Genomic DNA, 22,841 nt, shown 5'->3' with positions numbered 1-22,841 from the left:
CCGCGCCCGCCGACACGCCGTGCGCGCTGCATCCGGACGCCCGGAACAGCCGGAATGCTTCGGGTGACGCCCGAGTCCGTACGGGCGTGGCGGGAAGGAGCCCTGAGCCGTGCTGGAGGCGGACGTCGCCATCGTCGGAGCGGGAGCCGCGGGCCTGTCCCTGGCCCACTGGCTGGCCCGGCGCCCCGCCGGGACACGCCCCGTGACCGTCGTCCTCCTGGAGGCGCCGCCGGGCCCGCTGCGTCCGCCCCACCGCACCTGGTGCTACTGGGAGACCGAGAACGGCCCGTACGACGCGGCCCTCACCACGTCCTGGCGGCGGCTGCGCGTCCACGGAACCGACGGGCACGCCACCGAACGGGACATCGCCCCGCTGCGCTACAAGATGCTCCGGTCGGACGACTTCGAGACGTTCGTCGCCCACTGGACGGCCGGCAGCCCGGACACGCGGCGGCTGACGGCCGCGGTCGAGACCGTCGAGCCTGTTCAAGGCGGCGCCGAGGTGCGGGCCCGTACCGCCGACGGGCGACCTGTGGCAGTGCGGGCGCGCTGGGTGTTCGACTCGCGTCCGCCGGGCAGCCTCCCGGCGGCCCGGACCACGCTGCTCCAGCACTTCCACGGCTGGTTCGTGCGCCACGACCGGCCGGTCTTCGACCCGGACGCCGTGGAGTTCATGGACTTCCGCACACCGCAGCCGGCGCACGGGCTGTCGTTCGGGTACGTCCTGCCCACCGGGCGGCGCCACGCGCTCGTCGAGTACACCGAGTTCTCCGCGCGGGTCCTGCCACGCGAGGCGTACGAGGCCGCGCTGAGGCGCTACACGGGGAGCGTGCTGCGGCTCGGCCGCTTCGAGGTCACCGGTACCGAGTCAGGGGTGATCCCCATGACGGACGCCGTGTTCGCCCGGCAGAGCGGGCCGTCGGTCTTCCGCATCGGCGCGGCCTCCGGGGCGACCCGCCCGTCGACCGGGTTCACGTTCGCCGCCGTGCAGCGCCAGACGCGCGCCGTGGCCGCCGCGCTGCACGCGGGACGCCGTCCCCTGCCGCCGCCCGCGCACCGGGCCCGCTCACGGGTCATGGACGCCGTCCTGCTGCACGCCCTCGACAGTGGCCGCGTCGACGGGGCGGCCTTCTTCGCCGAGCTGTTCCGGCGGGTTCCGGCACGGCGGCTGCTGCGCTTCCTCGACGGCCGGACCGGGCTCCACGAGGACCTGTCGATCGGCCTGCGCACCCCCGTCCTGCCCATGCTGCGCTCCGCACTCGAACTGCCCCGCCTGCCCCGTCGGCCCTTCCCCGGCCCCTGACCGCCTTCGCCGTGCGCGACACCTCCCCGCGCCGTACCCCACGACCCACGGAGACCGCATGTCAGCGCCGCACAACCCCGCCCCGACCACCGCGATCGACGCCCCCGGCGGTTGCGGCCCGCGCGCCGCGGAAGGTGTCCCCGGCGGCCGCGCGCCGGCCCCGCGGCGGAGGCGGACGGTCCGTGCCCGCCGTGGCCGGGACCGGCGCGCCCGGGTACTGCTGCCGGCCCCGGGCGCGCCGCGGATCACCGGGCCGGCCCCCGCGACGGCTGTCGTCGGAGGCGGTGTCGCCGGCCTGGCCGCGGCGACCGCGCTGGCGGAGCGCGGAGTGCGGGTCACCCTGTACGAGCGCGAACCGGTCCTCGGCGGACGCCTCGCGGGGTGGCCCACCACGCTGCGGGACGGTACGACCGTGACGATGGGCAGGGGATTCCACGCCTTCTTCCGCCAGTACTACAACCTGCGCGGGCTGCTGCGCCGGACCGATCCGGGTCTGGAACGGCTGAACGGCCTGGCGGACTACCCCCTGTGGCACCGGTCCGGGATGCGCGACGGTTTCCGGCACGTGCCGCGGACCCCGCCCTGGAGCGCCCTCGGCTTCGCGGCCCTGAGCCCGTCCTTCCCGCCGCGCGACCTGACCCGGATGCGCCCGGCCGCCGCGCTGCCACTGCTCGACGTGCGCGTACCCGACGTGTACGACCAGCTCGACCACGTCAGCGCCCACGACCTCCTGGAGTCGATCCGCTTCCCCGAGGCCGCGCGTCACCTCGCCTTCGAGATCTTCTCCCGGAGCTTCTTCGCCGACCCGCGAAAGCTGTCGGCCGCCGAGATGGTCCTCATGTTCCACATCTACTTCCTGGGATCCGCGGAGGGACTCCTCTTCGACGTCCCGGCCGAGCCGTTCCCGGCAGCCCTGTGGGACCCCCTGGGCCGCTACCTGCGGCTGCACGGCGCCGAACTGCGCACGTCGGCACCCGTGCACAGCGTCGTACCGGCTCCGCACGGCGGATTCACCGTGACCCTGCCGGACGGGCCGCGCCACCACGACGCCGTGGTGCTGGCCCTCGACGTCGCGGGGCTGCGGCGCCTGGTGGCGGACTCCGCGCGGCTCGGCGACCCCGCGTGGCGCGCGGGAATCGGCCGCCTGAGCACCGCGCCGCCCTTCCTGGTCTCCCGTCTCTGGCTGGACCGCCCGGTGGCCCGCGACCGTCCGGGCTTCCTGGGTACGAGCGGATACGGCACGCTCGACAACGTCAGTGTGCTGGAGCGCTGGGAGGGCGAGGCCGCCCGCTGGGCCGCGCGCACCGGCGGATCCGTGGTCGAACTGCACGCCTACGCCCTGCCCGAGGACGCCGACCCGGACATCCAACGGGACTGTCTCGTACGGCAGTTGCACCAGGTGTACCCCGAGACACGGGCTGCGCGCGTCGTGGACGAACGGCACGAGTGGCGGGCGGACTGCCCGCTGTTCCCGGTGGGCGGATACCGTGACCGGCCCACCGTGCGCACGGCCGACCCGTACCTGGTGCTCGCCGGCGACACGGTCCGTACGGATCTGCCGGTCGCGCTCATGGAACGGGCCGCCACCAGCGGCTTCCTGGCCGCCAACGCCCTGCTGGAGCGCTGGCGGGTGCGCGGGCAGACGCTGTGGACGGTCCCGGACCAGGGGCGCAGCCGCGTGCTGCGCGGGCTCGCCCGGCTGGCTCACAGGGTGTGAAGGACCCCGAACGGGGCGTTGCTCAGCGGGTGCTCAGCAGCCCCTGCCGCAGCCGCCCCAGCAGCCGGTTGAGCAGGCGGGAGACATGCATCTGGGAGATGCCCAGACGCTCCCCGATCTGTGCCTGGGTGAGTTCCTCGACGAACCGCATGTGGATGATCAGCCGGTCCCGCTCGTCGAGTTCGGCGAGCAGCGGGGCCAGGCTGTGGAGGTCCTCCACGAGCTCCATGCCGGTGTCCTCGGCGCCGATGAAGTCGGCGAGGACGTTCTCGCCCTCCTCGCTGCCGCTGACGGCGGCGTCGAGGGAGGCGGAGGTGTAGCCGTTGGACGCCACCATCGCGTCGACGACCTCCTGCTCGGGCAGGTTCATCAGCTCCGCGAGCTCGGTGGTCGTGGGCTTGCGGCCCAGCCGGCTGCCGAGTTCCTCGGTGGCCTTGGCCAGCTCGACGCGGGCCTCCTGCAACCGGCGCGGGACGTGCACGGCCCAGGAGGTGTCGCGGAAGAAGCGCTTGATCTCACCGACGATGTACGGCACGGCGAAGGACGTGAACTCCACCTCGCGGGCCAGTTCGAACCGGTCGATCGCCTTGATCAGACCGATCATGCCGACCTGGACGATGTCCTCCATCTCCTGCGGGCCCCGGCTGCGGAAGCGGCCGGCCGCGTAGCGGACCAGGGACATGTTCATCTCGATCAGCGTGTTGCGCGCGTACTGGTGCTCGGGCGTGCCCTCCTCCAGCGTCGCCAGCCGTTCGAAGAACAGCCGTGACAGGGCCCGCGCGTCGGTGGGCGCGACCTTTGAGGGGTCGGCCACCTCCGGCAGCTCCGTACGAGCCCGAGTCGCCTTCGCCTCTGTGGTCACCGCCATCGTGCGGCCCTCCCTCTCAGCCGGAACACCTTCGGTACGCGTCCACCTTGTTGATCAAGGCGGACCCCGCAGCGTCTACCCCGGTACGCAAACCTCACACTCAATATTTCCCCTTCTTACCCCGACGCGCCCGTCGAGCCGGCGTGGGAGGGGCGGGGCGAAGGGCGCCGAACCGGCTCTCTGCGAGGCGTCAGCCGACCGTGGGACGGTCGCCGTGGAGCACGACGCGCGCGTGCTGCCCGCGGGGGGCAGTGGACCAGCCGGTCCTGAAGGCCGAGCCGCGCGGGCGGGCCACGGGTTTGATCCCGCGGATCGCGTCAACGGGCACTGTATGGCCCAGTCGAAGGAGAAGGCGCTGCGCGACAAGGGCGCCGGCCGGACCGGGACCCGGTCCGAGGTGGCCCGGGCCCTGACCGGGACGGGCTCGTCCCCGGACCTCTCCCCGGATCCCCGACCGGACCCCGCGCCGGGTTCGACCGGCGAGCACGTCCACGCGTACGTGCGTGGCCTGGTCGCGACCCTGACCGACCTGGACCCCGCGGTACGGCGCGGCAGGCCCGACGCGGTGCACCGGATGCGGGTCGCCTGCCGCCGGCTGCGCGGCTGCCTGCGCACCTGGCGTTCCGTCCTGGACCGCTCGGTCACCGACCCCGTCCGCGCTGACCTGAGGTGGCTGGGCGGCGAGCTGGGGGCGGAACGCGATCACGAGGTGCTCGCCGAGCGGCTGACCGCGGCCGTGGGGGAACTGCCAGGCGAACTGGTCCTCGGCCCGGTCACCGCGCGACTGCGCGCGTGGGACGTGACACGTCGGGCGCAGACACGCCGCCGCACACTCGAAGCGCTGGCCTCGCCCCGCTACCGGACCCTGCTCGACTCCCTGCACGCGCTGGTCGCCGAACCGCCGCTGCGAGCCCAGGCCGCCGCGGGCAAACCCCACAAGGTCATGGCCAAGGCCCTGCGGAAGGAGGATGGCCGGCTGCACCGCCGTATGCAACGCGCGCTCAGCCTGCCACCCGGCGCCGAACGCGACGCGGCGATCCACCACGCCCGCAAGGCGGCCAAACGGGTCCGCTACGCCGCCGAGGCGGCCCGCCCGGCCCTGGGCAAGGCCGCCGGGCGCCTGCGCCGACGGGCCAAGGCCGTGCAGAAGGCCGGGGGCGACCATCACGACGCGGTGGTGGCCAGGGACGCCCTGCGTCGTCTGGCCGTCGCGGCCCACGCGGCCGGCGAGCCCGGCTTCACCTGGGGCGTGCTGCACGGCCAGGAACGGGCGGCGGCCGGGGTGCGCGAACAGGAACTGTCGCGGTTGTGGGGCCGCCCCTCGCAGCCGGGCCCGCGCCGCAAACGCGGCGGCTGACCCACCTTCGCCGCGCGTCGGTGGCGGGGTGGCGCGGGAGGGTGTCGACGGTGAGAGGCGGGGAACGCGACCGTGGCACGGGCGATTCGCCCGCCGGACGGCGGCGCGCGCGGACGTCGCCCTCCCGGGCGGGTGCGCGTGTGGATGTCGACGGTCGGTCCGCAGGCAGGCGCGGTTGTCGTTCGCCGGGCGGGTACGCGTGTGGATACCGTCCGCCGGTCGCGGGCGGGCGCGGATGTGGCCCGCCGTGCGGGTACGTGCGTGCAATTCGACCGTCGGTCCCGGGTGCGCGTGGATATGGCCCGCTGGGCCGGGACGGTGCGGATATCGATCGCCGGGCTGGAGCGCGTGCGGGCACGTGCGGAAGACGACCGTCGAGGCGGGGCGCGTGCGACATTGACCGTTGGCGCGTGCTTCGGCGGCAACCGGAAGGAGCCTTCGTGAACGAGGAGCCTTCGTGAACAGGGACGCGCGGGCGGGCGCGCGCGCCGACGATACGGCCGGACGCGACCCGAGGCGCTGGAAGGCCCTGTGGGTCACGCTCGCCACCGGGTTCATGAGCCTGCTCGACGTGACGATCGTGGCCGTGGCGCTGCCGTCGATGCAGCGGGACCTGACGGCCTCACCGGCCTCCGTGCAGTGGGTCGTCTCCGGCTACGCCCTGTCGTTCGCCCTCGCCCTGGTCCCGGCGGGCCGGCTGGGCGACGCGGTGGGACGGCGCAGGATCTTCCTGTGGGCCCTGGCCGGCTTCGTGATCTGCAGCGCCGGAGCGGGCGCCGCGCCCACGATCACCTGGCTCGTCGTGGCCCGGATCGCGCAGGGCGCCTGCGCGGGCTGCCTCGCCCCGCAGAACTCGGCGCTGATCCAGCAGATGTTCCGAGGGGCCGAGCGAGGCCGCGCCTTCGGACTCCTCGGCGCCACGGTGGGCATCTCCAGCGCGGTGGGCCCCGTCACCGGAGGCCTGATCCTGGCGCTGGCCCACGGCACCCAGGGCTGGCGCTGGATCTTCTACGTCAACGTGCCGATCGGGGCGCTCGCGCTGCTGCTCGGTCTCCGCCTGCTGCCCCGCGTGGCGCGGGGCCGCCGGGAACACCTGGACCTGCCCGGCGTGATCCTGCTGGGCGCCGGGGTGCTGGGCCTGATGCTGCCCCTCGTGTTCGCCGACAGCGGGGGAGTGCGCCGCCTGTGGTGGCTGTTCGTGGTGGGCCTGGTGCTCCTGGTGGTCTTCGCCCGCTGGGAGCGGCGGGTCGCGGCGCGCGACGGCGGGCCGCTGCTGGATCCACGGCTCCTGACCTGCACCCGCGGCTACGCGGCCGGCACCGCGCTGGGCACGCTGTACTTCGTGGGGTTCAGCGGGGTGTGGCTGGTGTTCGCCCTGTTCTTCCAGGACGGCCTCGGTTACACGCCACTGGCCTCGGGTCTCGCGGTGACCCCGTTCGCGATCGGTTCGGCGGCCGCCGCGGTGGTCGCGGGCCGGCTGGTGGAGCGGTTCGGACGGCTGCTGACCGTCTGGGGGCTGGTCACGGTCGTCCTCGGGCTCGCGGCCACCGCGCTGATCCTTCGGTCGGCTCCGCCGGACGTCATGGCGTGGTGGGCCGCGCCCGCCCTGTTCGTGGGCGGCGTGGGCAGCGGCTGCGTCATCTCCCCGAACGTGACGATGGCGTTGAGTGACGTACCGGTGCGGATGGCCGGGGCCGCGGGCGGCGCCCTGCAGACCGGACAGCGGCTCGGGGGAGCGGTGGGCACGGCCGCCCTGCCGGGCCTGTTCTACATGGTGCTCGCGGAGAACGGGAAGGACTACCGCGCGGCCGTGGCCTTCGCCGTCGGCTGCGGCCTGGTGGCCCTGCTGGGGGCTCTGGCGCTCGCCGTCCTCGACTTCCGCCGCTACCGGCACCCCCGCGGCCGGCGCGGTCCGCGCCAGGTCAGCGCCGAGCACACCGGTGCGGGCCACGGCTGACGACGCCGGTCACTCGTCGTGATCGCCGGCGTGATCGGGAGGTTTGGCCGCCGCCGCGCCGAGCACCCGCATGGTGACACCGACACCGATTCCGCTGGGAGTGAGCGACTGTGGCTGGTGACCAGAAGGGCAAGGCCAAGAAGGAACAGATGAAGGGCAAGGCCAAGGAGACGGTCGGCCGCACGGTGGGCAACGAGAGCATGACCGCCGAGGGACGGGCCGAGAAGGCCAAGGGCAACGCTCGCCAGGCCAAGGAGAAGACGAAGGACATCTTCAAGGGCTGACGCCCGGCCGGCGAGGACGGCGACCCGAGCGCCCTCGGACGAACCCCTTCCCGGACGAATCCGGGAGCGCCGCCGGACGGCATGAACGCCCTCAGCGGGACCCCTGCTCGTCGAGCGAGGGTCCCGCCGGCGTATTCCCGGACAGCGGATCCGGCCGCCGGGCCCCCTCCACGGGCAGCCGGTGACCGCCGCGCAGCGCCGAGGCGACCGCGGAGACCAGGGCCATCGCCGCGGCCACGCCGAACACGATGGTCAGACCATGGTGGAACGGCCCGGAGACCAGCTCGGGGAAGAACGTGTGCCCGGTCAGCGCCTGCCGCTGCGCCCCGGACAGCCGGTCCAGCGTTCCGCTGGGTCCCAGCAGGTGCTGTACGGGGTTGTCGCCCAGGAACGTGGCGAACAGCGTGCTCACCGGCGGCAGCGAGGCGGCGTGCTGTGCCGTGGCCGCCGGCACGCCGTGCGCCCGCAGCCCGTCGCTCAGCGCCGACGGCAGGGAGGACGCGAGCCCCGAGATCATCAGTGAGAAGAACACGCCGATGGACAGGGCGGTGCCCGAGTTCTGGAAGGTGGAGCGCATGCCCGAGGCCACACCCCGGTACTCCGGAGGCACGCTTCCCATGATCGACGAGGTGTTGGGCGCCGAGAACATGCCCTGGCCGAACCCGTTGATCAGCAGCAGCGCCGCGAACGGCCCGTAGGCGAAGTCCACCGGCAGGGCCAGCAGGCCGATGAAGGACCCCGCCACCAGCAGCAGGCCGGTCGTGGAGAACAGCCGGGCGCCGAACCGGTCGGAGAGATGGCCGGAGACGGGACCGGCGAGCAGGAACCCCATCGTCAGCGGGAGCATGAAGATCCCCGCCCACAGCGGGGTGTCCTCGAAGTCGTAGCCGTGCAGGGGCAGCCAGATGCCCTGGAGCCAGATGATGAGCATGAACTGGAGCCCGCCGCGCGCGATCGCGGTCAGCAGGACGGCCACGTTGCCCGCGGCGAACGCCCGCACCCGGAACAGCGCGAGGTGGAACATGGGCTCGGCGGTGGGGGTCCCTCCTGCTCGAGCGAAGCCGAGAGCTTGGGGGCGGGTCTCGACGAAGCAGAACAGAAGCAGCAGGCAGCAGCCGCCCACCAGCCCGGCGAGCACCCAGGGGTTGCCCCAGCCGGTGGCGTCCCCGCCGTAGGGCTGGATGCCGTAGGTGATCGCGGCGAGCAGGATTCCGGCGCCCGCGGCGAAGGTGAGGTTGCCCGGCCAGTCCATGCGGCCGCGCCGCCCCGGCGCCGTCTCCCGCAGGCTCAGGTACGACCAGATGGTGCCGCCCACGCTGATCGGGACGCTCACCCAGAACACGGCACGCCAGTCGACGGTGGCGAGCAGCCCGCCCGCGAGCAGGCCGAGGAACTGGCCGGCCAGCGCGGTGATCTGGTTGATGCCCAGGGCCGTCCCGCGCTGCCCGGCGGGGAAGGCGTCGGTGAGGATGGCGGCCGAGTTCGCGGTGAGCATGGAGCCGCCGAAGGCCTGCACCACCCGCCACAGGATCAGCCACAGCGCGCCCGCTCCGCCTCTGAACGGGTCGAGGGACAGCGCCACGGAGGCGCAGGCGAAGACCAGGAACCCGAGGTTGTAGATGCGCACCCGGCCGAACATGTCGCCGAGCCGTCCGAGTACGACCACGAGCACCGCCGAGACCAGCAGATAGCCCAGGATCATCCACAGCAGATAGCTGATGTTGCCGGGCGCGAGCGGGTCGAGCCCGATGCCGCGGAAGATCGCCGGCAGCGAGATGATCACGATGGAGGCGTCCATCGCGGCGATCAGCACGCCGAGCGTGGTGTTCGACAGGGCGACCCACTTGTAGTGGGGGCCCACGCCGGCGGGGGTACGGGGGTTCACAGCCCTTCCGCCAGCCGGTCGAGCAGGGGCAGCGCGGCGGCGAGCGTGCGCTGTTCCCGTGGGGTGAGTTCTTCGATGGCGTCGGCGAGCCGGCCGACGGACTCGGTGTGCCGCGCGGCCAGCATGTCGCGCCCGGCGGCGGTGACGGCCACCACGCAGCGGCGCCTGTCGACGGGGTGCGGGGAGCGCAGGACCAGGCCGCGCTGTTCGAGCGCGGCGAGGGTCGCCGCCGTCGCCTGCGGCCTGACGCGTTCCAGTTCGGCCAGTGAGCCGGGCGAGTCCGGGCCGTCGGCGGCGAGCCGCGCCAGCACGGACATGCCGGACAGCGACACGTCACCCACCGCGTGCGCCTGCCGCAGCCGCCGCGTGATCCGTGCGACGGTCACCCGCAGATCGGAGGCGAGGGAAGCCGTGCCGTCCTTGCGCGCCTTGCTTTCCGGGGGGCCTGTGGTGGTGCCGGTACCTACCTGTTCGACGTCCACGTAGTAACAATAGGTTTATCAGTCTGGACTGTTGAACCAAGCGTCGGTCATCGTTGGTCCATGCACGCACATGGATCGCGGTCACCGGCCGGTGACCGCGATTCCTCGCCCCCGGCGGCGGTTCAGCGGTCCCGGAAGACCTCCGCGGCCTGGAGCCTGCGCAGGTCCTCGACGACGCGCTGCTGCTGCCCGGCCCGCTCGAAGAGGTCGTCCAGCCGCCGCGGATCCAGGCGAGTGTCCCGGTCGGCGAGTCCGCGCAGCACCTCCCACGCGCAGGCCTTTCCCCGGATGCCCGCCTGGAGCAGCTCCAGCTCCAGCAGGGTGCTCAGCGGAGACCGCCGCACCAGTCCGCCGTTGCTCTTCAGCCGCGCGGCCCGTTCGCCGAGGCGGCCGGCGTACACCTTGTAGCGCCGTACGGGGATCCGGAGCCGACGCATGATCTCCAGCAGGCTCCTGCGGTCCTCGGCGATCTCGGCCGCGATCGGGGCCATCGCGTCGCCGATCTCCGAGCCCCGGGTCGCCATGGCCAGGTGGCGGGAGCGTTCCGTGCCCGCGGTGGCGCCCGCCAGGTGGTCGTTGAGGTAGATCCCGAGCAGTTCGTGACCGGACTGCCCGGTGAACACCGGGAGGCGGGTACCGGCGTGAGCATGCTCGCGCATGGTGTCCTCCCCGTTGTTCATCCGCCGTTGCGGGCGGGCAGCTTGGCGCGCAGGCCGCCGACCGCGGCGGCCGGGCGTGCCGTCGCCCGTACCGAACGGCGCACCAGACGGGCCTCGCGCTGCAGTTCGTGGGCCGTGTGACGACCGCGCCACAGCAGGGACGGCGCGCTGCCGGTGTCGTCGGCCGCGATCAGCAGGCCGCCCAGCATGGACAGGTTCTTCAGGAAGTGGATGCGCTGCTGGGCGCGGCTCGCGTCGTCCTCCGCCTCCCAGAAGCGGTGTCCGGCCAGGGTGGTGGGCACGAGGGTCCCGGCCAGGGCCGCGGCCGACAGCCGCGGGAACCACCCCAGGCCAAGCAGCACGCCCGCCACGACCTGGACGCCGCCGCTGAGCCGTACGACCTGCTCGGTACGGTCCGGCAGCACCGCCACCCGCTCGGTGATCGGCCGTACGACGGGTTCGGCGATCGGCGCCACCTCCTCGGGACTGCGGAAGGAGGCCATGCCTCCGACGACGAACATGGAGGCGAGCAGAGGCCGACCGGCCACGCGCAGCAGACTCATGGTCCTCTCCAGGGGTGAGCGGTACGTATGCGGCGTTCCCCCGGGTTCCCGGCCCACGCCGGGACAATCGGCCCACGCGACCGGAGGCGCTCGGTGGTGTGCCGTCGCGCGGGGTGGGAACCCGGCGGCGGTCCAGCGGTATGACCTCCAAGGTCCAGCAGCAAGGAGCCCGGCCATGGGACACGGCGGAGACGTCATTCAGGAACTGACCACGGACCACCGCGAAGTGGAGGAGATCTTCGCGCAGATGGAGGCCCTCCCCATGGGGAACTCGCGGCGCAAGTACCTGGCCGACCAGGCCACGATCGAACTGGTCCGCCATTCCGTGGCCGAGGAGATGCACCTGTACCCGGCGGTGCGTCACTACGTCCGGGACGGCGACGCGATCGCCGACCGCGAGGTCCAGGACCACGCCGAGGCCGAGCAGACGATGAAGGACCTGGAGGGCCTGGGCGCGGACGACCCCCGGTTCGACGAGCTCGTCGGCCGCCTGATGCGGGAGATCCGCGAGCACGTCACCGACGAGGAACAGAACCTCTTCCCGCTGCTGCGGGAGGCCACCAAGCCCGAGGAACTGGAACAACTCGGTGAGAAGGTGCGCTCGGCGAAGAAGACCGCACCGACTCGGCCCCACCCCGCCGCTCCGGACAAGCCGCCCCTGAACAAGCTGCTCGCGCCCGGCGCCGGACTGGTCGACCGGATCCGGGACGCCGTCACCGGACGCGGCAGGACCCGCTGAGGCCCGCCGCCGCACCGGCGGCGCGCGGACCACCGCTCACGGGACCGTCGCGGCCGTCACCGCCCGACGGCCCCGCGGGCATGCCCGTACACCTGTGCCGAAGGTGCGGCCAGTGGTCCGCCCCCGCAGTCGTCGCGCCCGTGCGGACCCCCGCCGCGGCCGCTACCTTCGTCGAAGGCACGCCGAATCCGCGGGGAGGGCTCGTTCAGCCCCAGGGAGGCGATGTGAGGCCGCACCACGCACAGGAGCACGCGGGGGACACGGGGCACACGGCGAAGGACTCCGCGCACGGCACCGCCCGCAGGCGTTTCCTCTGTCTGTGCGCCGGGGCCGGACTGGGCGCGGCGGCCGTCGCCTGCGACCACACGTCCGCGAACCGGCCGTCCGCCGACACCGACAGCCGCCGCCCGGAGGCCGACCGGGACCGCCCGGGCACCCGGGACTGGCGGATCGGCTCCACGGGCCCGCCCGACGCGGTGGCCGGATACACCGACCGCATCAGCGTCACCCCGGGCCAGGAGTGCGGCCTGCACGTGTCGACCACGGCGTCCTCCTTCCGCGTCTCGGCCTTCCGTGTCGGCTGGTACGGCGGCGGCCACGCCCGCCTCGTCTGGCGTTCCCGCCCCGTGCGCGGACGCGCGCGGCCCGCCGCCCGGACGCTGTCGGCGACCCGCACCGTACGCGCCGACTGGCCCCGCACCCTGGCCTTCAGCACCGAGGGCTGGCCCGAAGGCGCCTACCTGCTGCGCCTCGACGCCGACAACGGCCATCAGCGGTACGTCCCGCTGATCGTGCGCTCCACGCACGGCGCCGGCCGCACGGTACTCCTGCACGCCCCGGCGACCTGGCAGGCGTACAACAGGTGGGGCGGCTCCAGCCTGTACAGCGGCGCCTCCGGCGCGTACGCGACCCGCTCCCTCGCCGTCAGCTTCGACCGGCCCTACGACGCCGACGGCGCCGAGAAGTTCCGGGTGTACGAGTGGGCGGCCGTGGTCCTCGCCGAACGCCTCGGCATACCCCTGGCGTACACCACCGGCACCGACCTGCACCACGACCCCGGCGTGCTGCGCGGCGCCACCGCGCTCGTCTGCCTGGGCCACGACGAATACTGGACGCCCGAGCAGCGCCGGCATGTCGCCGAGGCCCGCGACGCGGGCACCAACGTGGCCTTCCTCGGCGCCAACACCTGCTTCCGCCGGATCCGCCTGGAGGGGAACGGCGCGGGGGCCGGGCGCACCGTCGTCTGCTACAAGTCCTCCTACCGGGACGACCCCTGCTACCCGTCCCGCCCCGCCCTGGTCACCACCGACTTCCGGCAGGCCCCGGGCGCCGACCCCGAGTCGTCCCTCACCGGGGTCCTCTACGAGGGCTATCCGGTGGACGCCCCGTACGTCGTGCACGCGGCGGACCACTGGCTGTACGAGGGAACGGGAGCGCACCCCGGCGAGAGCTTCGACCACCTGGTCGGAGTGGAGTACGACCGGGTCACCCCCGGCTCGCCCGTCCCCGCACCGCTGGAGATCACCGCGCACTCGCCACTGGTGTGCGCCGGCAACCGCAGTCACAGTGACTCGGTTTACTGCACGGTGCCGAGCGGGGCGGGCGTCTTCGCCACCGGCACCATGCGCTGGGTGGAGGCACTGATGGCCGGCACCCCCGAGGGCGGCCGCGACCACGGCATGGGCGCCCGCACCCGGGCCTTCGTCACCCGCACCACGGAGAACCTGCTGCGCGCCTTCGCCGAGGGCCCCGCGGCCCGGCATCGGCCGGCCCCCCGCCCCGACACGCGCCAGGTGTACGGCACGCCGGAGTGACCGGGCCCTCCGGGTCAGCGGGAGGCCAGGGCCGCCTCCAGGGTGGGGTAGCAGGGTATGAGCGTGTCCACGCCGACGAGTTGGAGCACCCGCAGCACCGCCTCCTGCGGTGCGGCCAGACGCAGCCGGGTGCCGCCCGCCTGCGCGGCCTGGTGGGCGGTGATGAGGGCGTTGATTCCGCTGGAGTCCATGAAGGTCACGTCGCCGAGGTCGACCACCGTGCCGGGCGCGGTCCCGGGACAGGACAGCAGCGCGTCGCGCAGGTGTGCGCTGCCGTCGAGGTCGACCTCTCCGGCGAGGGCCACGACACAGCTGCCGTCGTCGGCCGTGGTACGGGTGATCAGCAGGCGCTCGGGCACCGCCGGTCCCTCGGTCTCTGCCACACTGCCCTCACTTCTCGTGAACATCTGGCCCTGGTCAGGGTGTTGTTGGCCATGATGTTAGGGCTTCGTGAAGCCAGGGGTGAGGGGGTGTCCGAGAAGCCCGCCCCCTCTCGTCCCACCCCTGCCGCGCGCGCCGGTGCTCACCCCGGTGAAGAATCCTCTCCGGCGGACCCGGCCCGCGGGTCGCTACCCTCCGATGCCCGTTCGCAGTGCTGGGATGAATCCGGCAGAACGGCAGAAAGGGGTCGTGGTGGAAGGCGAGTTGGTGTCGGACCCCGGGAGCGCCGCGACGGACCGCTTCGCACTGGCCCGGCGGGCGGTCGCCGCGATCGGTACGACCCTCGACGACCGCGGGACGGCGGCCGAACTCGCCGCCTTCCTGGTCGAGGAACTGTGCGACTCGGCGACCGTCGATCTCTACGGCCCGCAGGAGGGCCGCCGTGAGGCGGGCGAGTCCCTGCACTCCGCCGCCGTGGCCGGGCGGCGCGACCTGCTCGACAGCCTGGAGAAGGCCCCGCGCGACCGGGTGTCCGTCCGCGCCCTGGACGCGGGCCACCCGATCACGGCCTCGTCCAGCCATGGCGGCGCGGCCCTGGTGACCCTGTCGGTGCCGCTGCTCGCCTGGGACCGGGTCTACGGGGTCGCCCTCGCCCTGCGGGCCGACCGGCCCTTCGACGACGACGAGACCGCGGCCGTCCACTACGCGGCGCGGCTGGCCGCCGCGCACATGCGGCACTCGGAGGAGCAGCGCGAGGCCGGCCCGCGGGTGTGGGACCTGCGGAAGGTGCTGCCGGCCGACCCGGAGCGTACGCACCCCGAGGTGGAGCTGGCGGTGCGCCACGTGCCCTGTGGCACGGGCGGGCGCGTCGGGGGCGACTGGTGCGAGACCCTGCACCTGCACTCCGGCCGCGTCCTGCTGGTCGTCGGTGAGGTCATGGGCCACGGCCTGGACGCGGCGGTCGACATGAACGCCTACCGCTCCACGCTGCGGTGCGTCGCCTCCACCGACCTGGCGCCGCACGGCATCCTGCGCCGGCTGGACGCCATGATGTCCGCGGAGAGCGGCCGCCGCCCGGCGACCTGCCTGCTGGCCCTGCTGGACCCGGCGGACGGCACGGCCCAGCTCGCGAGCGCGGGACACCTGCCGCCGGTCGTCTTCCGAGCCGACGGCACGGCCGGGCCGGTCCCGCTGCGGGTGGGTCCCCCGATCGGCACCGGCCCCGGCAGCGGCCTCGCCGCCCACGAGGCGACGAGGCTGCCCCTCGCGCAGGACGACACGCTGGTCGCGTTCACCTACGGACTGATCGCGCGGCGCGGAGAGGACATCGACACCTCGCTCGCCCGGCTCTCCGGCCTGCGTACGGGGCCGGGCGCGGGAGCCGGCGAACTCCTGGACGGCATCCTCGGCGAATTCCTGTGCGCCCCGGCCCCGGACGCCGCCCGGACGGACGACGACATCACCGTACTCGCCACCCGCCTGCACCCCCGCCCCTGAGGAATCCGCCCCGACCCGCCCCGCCCGGCGCGGGCGGGGCAGGGGCCGTCCGTGCCCCGCCCCTGAGGTGCGCGCCGCCGATTGGGCCGTCGTGCGCTGCGGGCGGACACTGGAGGGCATGACCGATGGGCGGGAACGCGCGGCGCGCCCGGTGGGGCGCAGGGCCGTACTGCTGGGCATGGCGGCCGCGCTGCTCGGCGCGGCGGGCCGTAAGGGCGCCGCCCCGGAGCCGAAGCCGGCCCCCTCCACCACGTCACCGTCCCCCACGCACACCGGGGCGGTCCTCCCGCACACCACTCTCTGGCGCCCCGGTCCCGCCGAGGTCCACCCGGAGGTGAAGCGGCGGGCCGTGGACCTGGTCGCGGCGATCGGCGCCTGGCCCAGCGGCAGGGGCGGCGCGTCCGCGGCGCGTGCCAGAGTGGCCGCCCAGGGCCTGCCGACGAGTCTTGTGGCGCAGGCGGGTCCGCTGCTGCCGTCCGCCGACGAGGCCGTGTTGCAGGTGGTGAACGCCCAGTACGGCGGGATCCTCGCCGACTCGGCGAGCGTGCTGGTGGTGTGCCGGCAGTGGACACGGCACGGCGGCGCCGTCCGGGCGGGCGGCACGACGGTCGACGTACGGCTCGCCCGGTCCAGGAGCGGATGGACGGTCACCGCGCTGCACCCGGCCCGGCCGGGCCCGCCGGAGGCCTCGCCCCCGGCCGGGGTGCGGCGAACGCTGGCCGACTCCCGGATCGTGCTGCCACCCGCGGCGGAGGCCGACCTGAGGAGCGGCCGGGTCCACGACAGCGTGGCCACCGCGATGCTGCGTCTGGCGGGGACGTACCGGATGTACGTCAGCGTGGTCCGCTCGGGGCATCCACTGGACGTCTTCGGCACCAGCCGGCCCAGCGACCACCCGCGCGGGCGCGCCTTCGACGTCTGGCAGATCGACGGCCACGCGGTCGTCGACCCGGCCACCCCCCGCTCCCTCGTCGAACGGTTCATGCGCGACGCGGCGGCCGCCGGCTCCTACAACGTCGGCGGCCCCGTACTGCTCTCCGGAGGCCGCACTCCGAACCAGTTCTTCAGCGACGCCACCCACCACGACCACGTCCACATCGGCTTCCGCACCTGAAGAAGCCCCGGCGTGACCGGAGAGGCTCAGTCGTCACCCGGTGCATCCGCATGCGCCGGTGCGCCACGGCCGACGGTCAACGACCAGCGCACCGCCTGGGGCGCCTCGACGTCCACGACTCCACCGCGCTCCACCCCGGACACGGCAAACTGGTTCGAGACGCTGCTGACCTGTCCGGCATCGCACTCCAGGGGGAACGAGACGTGCACGGGTCGCACCGCCACCGTGATCTTCCCCTTGCCCTGGCAGCTCACCGTGACGGTGAGGGCGTCACCTTTCCTGCCCTTCTCGTACGGAACGACGGCGTTCCCCGCGGTCACCTTCTGGCGGCCCGCGAGTGACGCGCCGGGGTCCGGCTCCGGCGGCTTCAGCGGGGAGGGCCGCGTGGTGCCGGGCACGGTGCCGTCCGAGGCCGGGACCGACGTCGTCGAGTCCTGGGGCTGCGCGGGCAACGCCGCGTGCGCGGGGTCCGCCCTGCACGCGGAGACGGACAGAAGTACTGCGGCGCAGGCGGCGCTCACCGCCGTACGGGTTCGGCGAGACATATCAGCTCTCCGGGACAGCCGGCCGACGTGATGCGGCGTATGGATGATGACCTTGCGTGTGCTGTCCGGCCGGCAGCTGTCGAGATCATGTCAGCGCGTCGGGTGATCCACCAGCCTTCCGCGTCCTTTCTGAGCAAGACCTGAGCCGGGCCGGTCAACCGGTTCCCCGCCCGACTCCACGGGCGGGGGTCAGGACAGGGCCATCATGAGGGCGGCCGCCACGGTGAGGGCCGCCAGCGGCAGCATGATCGGACGTGCGCGTTCCCACCAGGCGGGCCAGTCGTCGGTCCGGTGCCAGAGGCGGCCGATGCGGAGCCCGGCGTCCGGAACGGTCAGGGCCCGGCCGGAGCCGAGCAGCGAGCGGCACCAGGGGCATTCGCCGTCCTCCCACGATTCCATGCCGCGCTCAACGACACCCCCGGGACCGGGCAACGCCCACGCCCACCATCGTGATCCCGCCGTCACCGAGCCGTGAGCAAGCGGTGCCCCGCGCGGTCCGGGCCGGGCCCCGGGGAACGGCCCGGCCCCCTCTCCGTCCGGACTCACAGACCCGGCAGCCCACGCGGCACGGGCACGGCCGGAACCGCGGGAACCACCCGCGCCGCCGCTTCCGGCGGCCTCTCCCCGGAGCCGACGCCCCAGGGCCGCAGCAACGGCGAACCGGGCTCCCGCCCCGCGGACGCGACGGCCGGGGCCGGCGAGCCGGCGTCCGCGAAGGACGCCCACTGGACCGGGGACGGTTCGGGCGCGCGCCGCCCGCCGGCGCGCGGTGGCGCCGGGTCCGAGGCGTGGGGCGGCGAGTGGACCGGCGCCGGGTCCGAAGGCCCGCTGGTCAGTTCCGCGTAGGGCCGTTCCGCGGGGAGGTGGCCGAGCGAGCGCGGCACGGCCCCAGAAGTGCTCTCCATGCCGGAGCAAACGGCGCTCACACCGCCCGCGTACGCCTCATGCCGCACTCCCTCACCACATCAGGTGAGGACACCGCTCGAACGGCCGCCTCCGCTCATGCGACAAGCAGCCCAGGGCGCCCTCCCCGGCCCCGTCAGTTCTTCCCGGGGGTCAGCTCGGCGAGCAGCAGCGTCCGGTCGTCCGTCACGTCGTCGGAGCCGTCGCGACCGGTGTCGGCCAGCAGTCGCCGGCACAGCGACGGCAGCGCGTCCGGGTGCCCGGCGTCCGTCACGTCGTCGGCCCCGGCGTCCAGGGCGTGGGCGAGGCGCGCGATGCCCTGGTCGATGTCATGGGTACGGGACTCCACCAGACCGTCGCTGTAGAGCAGCAGCAGGGTCGGTTCGGACAGGTGCAGCACGGTCGGCTCGTAGGGTCCCGTGGCCAGCCCCAGGGGGAGACCGGCGGAGGCGAGGGCCACCGGCGCCGCCGGGCTGCCGGGGCCGCGGATCAGGGGCGGCGGATGGCCGGCGCCGACGAAGGTGCAGGTGTGCAGTTCCGCGTCCCACTCCGCGTAGATGCAGGTGGCGAAGGATGCGCCGGGCGTGGTGCCGGCGACGGCGTCCAGCCGGTCCATGAGCTCGGCCGGCGGGATGTCGAGCGCCGCGAGGGCACGGACGGCGGTCCGCAGCTGGATCATGGCCACGGCGGACTCCGGTCCGTGCCCCATGGCGTCGCCCACGATCATGGCCAGGCGCCCGTCCCCTCGGGGCAGCACGTCGTACCAGTCGCCGCCGATGACGTTGTCCTGCCCGGCAGGCCGGTAGCCGTGCGCGACCCTGCAGCTCTCGAAGGCCTGTCCGGTCTCCGGGAGGAGACTGCGGCGGATGGCCAGCGCCGTGCGGCGCTCGCGTTCGTAGCGGCGGGCGTTGTCGAGGGCGACACAGGCCCGGGCGCCGAGCGACTCCACCGCCACCGCCTCGCCGCGCGTGAAGGGCTCCTTGCCGGGATCACGTGTGCAGGCGATGAAACCGACCGCCGCGCCGCGCAGCCGCAGCGGGACGATGAGGAACCCGGCGCTGTGCAGCAGGGCGTCCACGCCCGCGTCGTCCGGGTCGGTGCCGCGCAGCCGCTCGAAGGTGTGCCGGTCGACGCCGTCGAGCAACTGACTCTGCCCGGTCGCCACGGCACGCGCGTACGGCGTGTGGCGCGGGAAGACCAGCACCTCCCCGACCGGCAGCAGATGCTCCCAGTCCTCCGAGCTGTCCGACCCTATGCGCAGGGCGAGCCGGCGCGCCTCGATCTGCGGCGGGTCGGCCGCCGTGCGCGCGTTCTCCTCCAGCAGCCAGCGCTGGAGCAGGTACACCGAGGCCGCGTCGCAGAAACCCGGCGCGAGGGCGTGCACGACATGACGGCCGGTCAGGTGCAGGTCCAGCTCCGAGCCGATGGCGTCGGCCGCGGGGGAGAAGTGCGAACGGCGGCGGAGCGGCGCTGTGGGGGGTGGGTCTTCGGGGTGGCCGCGTTCTGTGTTCCGCAGGATCGTGTGCCTTCCGGGTGGGGCCGGTGGGCCGGAGGTCCGGTGGGGCGGGGACGGACGGGCCGGTCGGACCGGTCGGGCGGTACGGCGTGGTATGCCACTGGCAACTATATGATGCACAGTCAATGTCGTTTAATAGTAGGGGAGTTGGCGGATGCGGGACGGAGAGGGGCTGCCCCGGGGGGTGGATCCGGGCAAGGCCAGCGTGGCCCGGATGTACGACGCCATGCTGGGCGGCGAGCACAACTTCGCCATAGACCGGGAGGCGGTGGCCGCCTTCACGGCGATCGATCCCCAGGTGCGCACCCTGGCCCGCGCCAACCGCGCCTTCCTGGGCCGCGCCGTGCGGTTCCTGGTGGACGCAGGGGTACGCCAGTTCATCGACCTGGGCTCCGGGATCCCCACCCAGGGCAATGTGCACAAGGTCGCCCAGGCCGCCAGTCCCGGCGCCAGGGTGGTGTACGTCGACAACGACCCGGTCGCGGTCGCGCACAGCGAGGCACTGCTCGCCGACAACCCGGACGCGGCGATCGTGGCCGCCGACATCCGCGATCCCGCGGGGACACTCTCCGCGCCGCAGGTGCGCAAGCTCATCGACTTCGACGAGCCCGTCGCCGTCCTGATGATCACGATCCTGCACTTCGTCACCCCGCAGGAGGACCCCGGCGGGATCGTGGCCGCCTTCCGGGACGCACTGCCCGCGGGCAGTTGGCTGGCCCTGACCCACGCCACGGACGAGGACCGTCCGGACACGGCGGCGGCGGTCGGGCAGCTGTACCGGGACCGGGCCACCTCGCCGGTCACGGCACGCTCCCACGACGAGATCGAGTCCCTCTTCGACGGCTTCGACCTGGCGGAGCCGGGGCTGGTCTACGTTCCGCTGTGGCGCCCCGACCGGGAGGAAGAGGTCCCGGAGGACCCGTCCCAGTTCTGGGTGTACGCCGGGGTGGGCCGCAAGGACGTGTGAACGGCGGGCGGGGAGGCCCGGGTGACGCCGTGGCGGTCACCCGGGCCTCCCCGCCCGTGTCGGCTCAGGCCGGCCGTATGGCGCTGTGGATGGCCTGCGGGCCCGCGAAGAAGATCGACTCCTCGCGTATCGACGCGCCCGGACTCGGGGCGTGGATCATGGTGCCGTTGCCCGCGTACAGCCCCACGTGGCTGACCTCGCCGTAGAAGAAGATCAGGTCCCCCGGCTCCAGTGCGGCGAGCTCGATCGCCGCGCCGGAGCCGACCTGTTCGTGGGTGGTACGGGGCAGGGCCACGTCCGCGGCCCGCCAGGCGGCCTGGGTGAGGCTCGAACAGTCGTAGGAGCCCGGACCGGTGGCTCCCCACACGCACGGCTTGCCGATCTGCCCGCGGGCGAAGGCCAGCGCCTTGGCGGCCTTCCGCTCGTAGGCCGCGGCCGGGCTCTCGGGTACGGAGGGGCCGGTCGCGGGGCCGGGGGCGGCTCCGGCCTCGCCCGCCGCTCCCAGGGAGCCCGGGACTCCCGCCTGGCTGGCGTCGAAGAGCGAGTTGCCGTCCAGCGGCGGGGTCGTGTCGAAGAGTCCCGTGGCGTGCTGCTGCCACTGCGCCGCCTCCGGCTTAGGCGCGGGCTCCCCGGGAGCTCCGGGAGCGACGGGCGGCGGCGCGCTCTGCTGCGGGGCGTGCCGGGCCAGCATCTCGCCGGCCTGGGCGAGCTTGCTCCGCATCCGCTCCTTGACGGGCCGCTGCATCGCGGCGCCTTGCCAACGACGCCCCGGCCCGGCCCCACCCGCAAACGAGGCAACCGGGCCGGGCGGGGCCGTGACACCCAGGCTCCCAGTGGCAGCCTCCACGGCCCCACCGGAGAGCGAGTCCAGGCCGCCGACGGACGGCGCCGCCTGCATGGTGCCGGCCAGAGGAGCCTGCATGGCTCCGGTGAGCGGCGGCTGCGTGGCGCGGTTGGGGAGCACCCCCATCGTGCCGGTGGTCGGAGCTTCGATGGTTCCGTTCGGGAGCGGGCCCAGGCTGCCGGTGGGCGGTGGCTGCATGACGCTGTTGGGCAGTGCCCCCATGGCGCCGGTGGCGGGGTGCATGGCGCCGTTGGGAAGCACTCCCATGGTGCCGGTCGGCGGCGCTTCCATGCCTGTCGGCGGCAGTGTCCCTGTGGGTGCGCCCGGCAGCGAGCCCAAGGGGTCGGTGAGCGGCGGCTGCATGGTGGGGTTGGGGAGCACCCCCATGGTTCCTGTGGCGGGCGCGCCGCCGGTTGCGCTCGGGAGCGGGCCCAGGCTGCCGGTCGGGGGCGGCTGCATGGTGCGGTTGGGGAGTACTGCCATGGTGCCGGTCGTCGCGGCGTCCATGGTTCCTGCGGGGGGCGTGCCGATGGTTGCGTTCGGCAGCGAGTTCATGGTGCCGGTGGGGGGCGGTTGCATGGAGCGGTTGGTGAGTGCGCTCATGGTGCCTGTGGGCGGCCGCATGGTGCCGTCGGGGAGCGAGCCCATGCCGGTGGGCGGCTGCATGGCCCCGTTCGGGAGTACTGCCATGGTGCCGGTCGTCGCGGCGTCCATGGTTCCTGCGGGGGGCGTGCCGATGGTTGCGTTCGGCAGCGAGTTCATGGTGCCGGTGGCGGGCGGTTGCATGGAGCGGTTGGAGAGCGCACCCATGGTGCCGGAGGGCGGCTGCATGGCCCCGTTGGGGAGCGCACCCATGGTGCCGGTGGTGGGCGTCGGCGCCGTCGTGCCGGTGGGCGGTGGCGGTTGCATGGGGCGGGCGGTCAGTTCCGCTACGGGCAAGGCGGCGGGCAACTCCGGGGTGGCCCGCGCCGCGGCCGGCAGTTCGGGGGCCGAGGCCACCGGGCCGGCGGGCAGCTCCGGCCGGGGTGCCCTGCCCGCGTCGAGCGCCAGTCCCTCGCGGACATCCGCCGGACGCCTGCCCGGCGCCGCGGCAGGGGAGTCGGCCGGTTTCGGCATACGGTCCGGCGGCAGGACCGCCGGCCTGGTCGGACCCAACTGGGCACGCCCCACGTCGAACCACTTCCGGGCCATCCGGTCCACCGCCGGATCGGAGCCCCCGGAACCGCCCCAGGCAGCCGAACCCCGCCGCGTACGAGCGCTGTTGCTCATCGCGCGCGTGGCGTTGAAGTTCCCCGTGGCGTTCTCCGCCTGGTCGTACAGGCTGCTGATCCGCTGCTGGACCTCGGCGCGGCTCGGCCTGTCGTCGCTCGGTCGTTCCGGCGTCAAGAAGGACGCACCCCTCCCATGGGCCGCCTACCGGTTCTGCTCTCGGCATCGGGCGGACGT

Annotated in this window: 21 protein-coding genes; 10 read left to right on the top strand and 11 right to left on the bottom strand. The window is 73.9% G+C overall.

Annotation, left to right across the window (positions count from 1 at the left end; genetic code table 11):
- Positions 1-109: 109 nt before the first annotated feature.
- Complete coding sequence (locus tag CG719_RS30035) at positions 110-1,303, top strand: lycopene cyclase family protein (RefSeq protein ID WP_100571857.1); 1,194 nt, start codon at positions 110-112, stop codon at positions 1,301-1,303.
- 58 nt (positions 1,304-1,361) lie between these two features.
- A complete protein-coding gene (locus CG719_RS30030) occupies positions 1,362-3,020 on the top strand; it encodes an NAD(P)/FAD-dependent oxidoreductase (protein ID WP_100571856.1) in 1,659 nt (552 codons plus the stop codon).
- Positions 3,021-3,042: 22 nt separating this feature from the next.
- On the opposite strand, the gene CG719_RS30025 is transcribed toward CG719_RS30030, so the two are convergent.
- Positions 3,043-3,888 (bottom strand): SigB/SigF/SigG family RNA polymerase sigma factor, encoded by an 846-nt coding sequence (locus CG719_RS30025; protein ID WP_100571855.1) that lies wholly within the window; start codon positions 3,886-3,888, stop codon positions 3,043-3,045.
- Positions 3,889-4,219: 331 nt separating this feature from the next.
- On the opposite strand from CG719_RS30025, the gene CG719_RS30020 reads away from it, so the two are divergent.
- The 3 genes from CG719_RS30020 to CG719_RS30010 all read left to right on the top strand — a co-directional run bounded on the left by CG719_RS30020 (position 4,220) and on the right by CG719_RS30010 (position 7,486).
- A complete protein-coding gene (locus CG719_RS30020) occupies positions 4,220-5,245 on the top strand; it encodes a CHAD domain-containing protein (RefSeq protein WP_100571854.1) in 1,026 nt (341 codons plus the stop codon).
- A 457-nt stretch (positions 5,246-5,702) separates the two neighbouring features.
- Positions 5,703-7,202, top strand: a complete 1,500-nt coding sequence (locus tag CG719_RS30015) for an MFS transporter (RefSeq protein ID WP_234375823.1) — start codon at positions 5,703-5,705, stop codon at positions 7,200-7,202.
- A 110-nt stretch (positions 7,203-7,312) separates the two neighbouring features.
- On the top strand, positions 7,313-7,486 hold the full coding sequence (locus CG719_RS30010; RefSeq protein WP_100571853.1) for a CsbD family protein: 174 nt from the start codon (positions 7,313-7,315) through the stop codon (positions 7,484-7,486).
- 91 nt (positions 7,487-7,577) lie between these two features.
- On the opposite strand, the gene CG719_RS30005 is transcribed toward CG719_RS30010, so the two are convergent.
- The 4 genes from CG719_RS30005 to CG719_RS29990 all read right to left on the bottom strand — a co-directional run bounded on the left by CG719_RS30005 (position 7,578) and on the right by CG719_RS29990 (position 11,075).
- Positions 7,578-9,371 (bottom strand): MFS transporter, encoded by a 1,794-nt coding sequence (locus tag CG719_RS30005; RefSeq protein ID WP_442802757.1) that lies wholly within the window; start codon positions 9,369-9,371, stop codon positions 7,578-7,580.
- Positions 9,368-9,853 carry a MarR family winged helix-turn-helix transcriptional regulator gene (locus CG719_RS30000; protein ID WP_100571852.1) on the bottom strand — a complete coding sequence of 162 codons (486 nt, stop codon included), beginning with the start codon at positions 9,851-9,853 and terminating at the stop codon, positions 9,368-9,370. Before CG719_RS30000 ends, CG719_RS30005 begins: the two co-directional genes overlap by 4 nt.
- 122 nt (positions 9,854-9,975) lie before the next feature.
- A complete protein-coding gene (locus CG719_RS29995) occupies positions 9,976-10,512 on the bottom strand; it encodes a hypothetical protein (protein WP_100571899.1) in 537 nt (178 codons plus the stop codon).
- Positions 10,513-10,529: 17 nt separating this feature from the next.
- Positions 10,530-11,075 carry a DoxX family protein gene (locus tag CG719_RS29990; RefSeq protein ID WP_100571851.1) on the bottom strand — a complete coding sequence of 182 codons (546 nt, stop codon included), beginning with the start codon at positions 11,073-11,075 and terminating at the stop codon, positions 10,530-10,532.
- Positions 11,076-11,250: 175 nt separating this feature from the next.
- Here CG719_RS29990 and CG719_RS29985 point away from each other — a divergent pair, with 175 nt between their 5' ends.
- Together CG719_RS29985 and CG719_RS29980 are read left to right on the top strand one after the other, a co-directional pair.
- Entirely contained in the window at positions 11,251-11,814 is a 564-nt protein-coding gene (locus tag CG719_RS29985; protein ID WP_100571850.1) for a hemerythrin domain-containing protein, read from the top strand.
- 224 nt (positions 11,815-12,038) lie between these two features.
- Positions 12,039-13,628 carry a N,N-dimethylformamidase beta subunit family domain-containing protein gene (locus tag CG719_RS29980; protein WP_234375822.1) on the top strand — a complete coding sequence of 530 codons (1,590 nt, stop codon included), beginning with the start codon at positions 12,039-12,041 and terminating at the stop codon, positions 13,626-13,628.
- Positions 13,629-13,642: 14 nt separating this feature from the next.
- Here CG719_RS29980 and CG719_RS29975 read toward each other — a convergent pair whose 3' ends face one another.
- Positions 13,643-14,011, bottom strand: a complete 369-nt coding sequence (locus tag CG719_RS29975) for an STAS domain-containing protein (RefSeq protein WP_234375821.1) — start codon at positions 14,009-14,011, stop codon at positions 13,643-13,645.
- A 217-nt stretch (positions 14,012-14,228) separates the two neighbouring features.
- On the opposite strand from CG719_RS29975, the gene CG719_RS29970 reads away from it, so the two are divergent.
- Together CG719_RS29970 and CG719_RS29965 are read left to right on the top strand one after the other, a co-directional pair.
- A complete protein-coding gene (locus tag CG719_RS29970; RefSeq protein WP_199836837.1) occupies positions 14,229-15,506 on the top strand; it encodes a PP2C family protein-serine/threonine phosphatase in 1,278 nt (425 codons plus the stop codon).
- A 118-nt stretch (positions 15,507-15,624) separates the two neighbouring features.
- Positions 15,625-16,620 (top strand): hypothetical protein, encoded by a 996-nt coding sequence (locus tag CG719_RS29965; RefSeq protein ID WP_100571847.1) that lies wholly within the window; start codon positions 15,625-15,627, stop codon positions 16,618-16,620.
- 26 nt (positions 16,621-16,646) lie between these two features.
- On the opposite strand, the gene CG719_RS36820 is transcribed toward CG719_RS29965, so the two are convergent.
- The 4 genes from CG719_RS36820 to CG719_RS29945 form a co-directional block, all read right to left on the bottom strand.
- Positions 16,647-17,165 (bottom strand): hypothetical protein, encoded by a 519-nt coding sequence (locus tag CG719_RS36820; protein ID WP_234375820.1) that lies wholly within the window; start codon positions 17,163-17,165, stop codon positions 16,647-16,649.
- Between the two features lie 189 nt (positions 17,166-17,354).
- Positions 17,355-17,564, bottom strand: a complete 210-nt coding sequence (locus tag CG719_RS29955) for a hypothetical protein (RefSeq protein ID WP_100571846.1) — start codon at positions 17,562-17,564, stop codon at positions 17,355-17,357.
- 143 nt (positions 17,565-17,707) lie between these two features.
- Positions 17,708-18,070, bottom strand: a complete 363-nt coding sequence (locus CG719_RS29950) for a hypothetical protein (protein WP_159024980.1) — start codon at positions 18,068-18,070, stop codon at positions 17,708-17,710.
- Positions 18,071-18,204: 134 nt separating this feature from the next.
- Entirely contained in the window at positions 18,205-19,452 is a 1,248-nt protein-coding gene (locus CG719_RS29945; RefSeq protein ID WP_442802756.1) for a PP2C family protein-serine/threonine phosphatase, read from the bottom strand.
- Between the two features lie 286 nt (positions 19,453-19,738).
- On the opposite strand from CG719_RS29945, the gene CG719_RS29940 reads away from it, so the two are divergent.
- The gene (locus CG719_RS29940; RefSeq protein WP_100571844.1) at positions 19,739-20,551 is read left to right on the top strand and encodes an SAM-dependent methyltransferase; all 813 of its coding nucleotides are present in this window, start codon (positions 19,739-19,741) and stop codon (positions 20,549-20,551) included.
- A gap of 64 nt (positions 20,552-20,615) precedes the next feature.
- Here CG719_RS29940 and CG719_RS36815 read toward each other — a convergent pair whose 3' ends face one another.
- Complete coding sequence (locus CG719_RS36815; RefSeq protein WP_234375819.1) at positions 20,616-22,781, bottom strand: C40 family peptidase; 2,166 nt, start codon at positions 22,779-22,781, stop codon at positions 20,616-20,618.
- Positions 22,782-22,841 lie beyond the last annotated feature (60 nt).

The organism is Streptomyces sp. CB01373, from assembly GCF_002803075.1.
Taxonomy (GTDB): domain Bacteria; phylum Actinomycetota; class Actinomycetes; order Streptomycetales; family Streptomycetaceae; genus Streptomyces.
The sequence above is the reverse complement of the archived record's forward strand: the minus strand, read 5'-3'. Positions and strand labels throughout refer to the sequence as shown.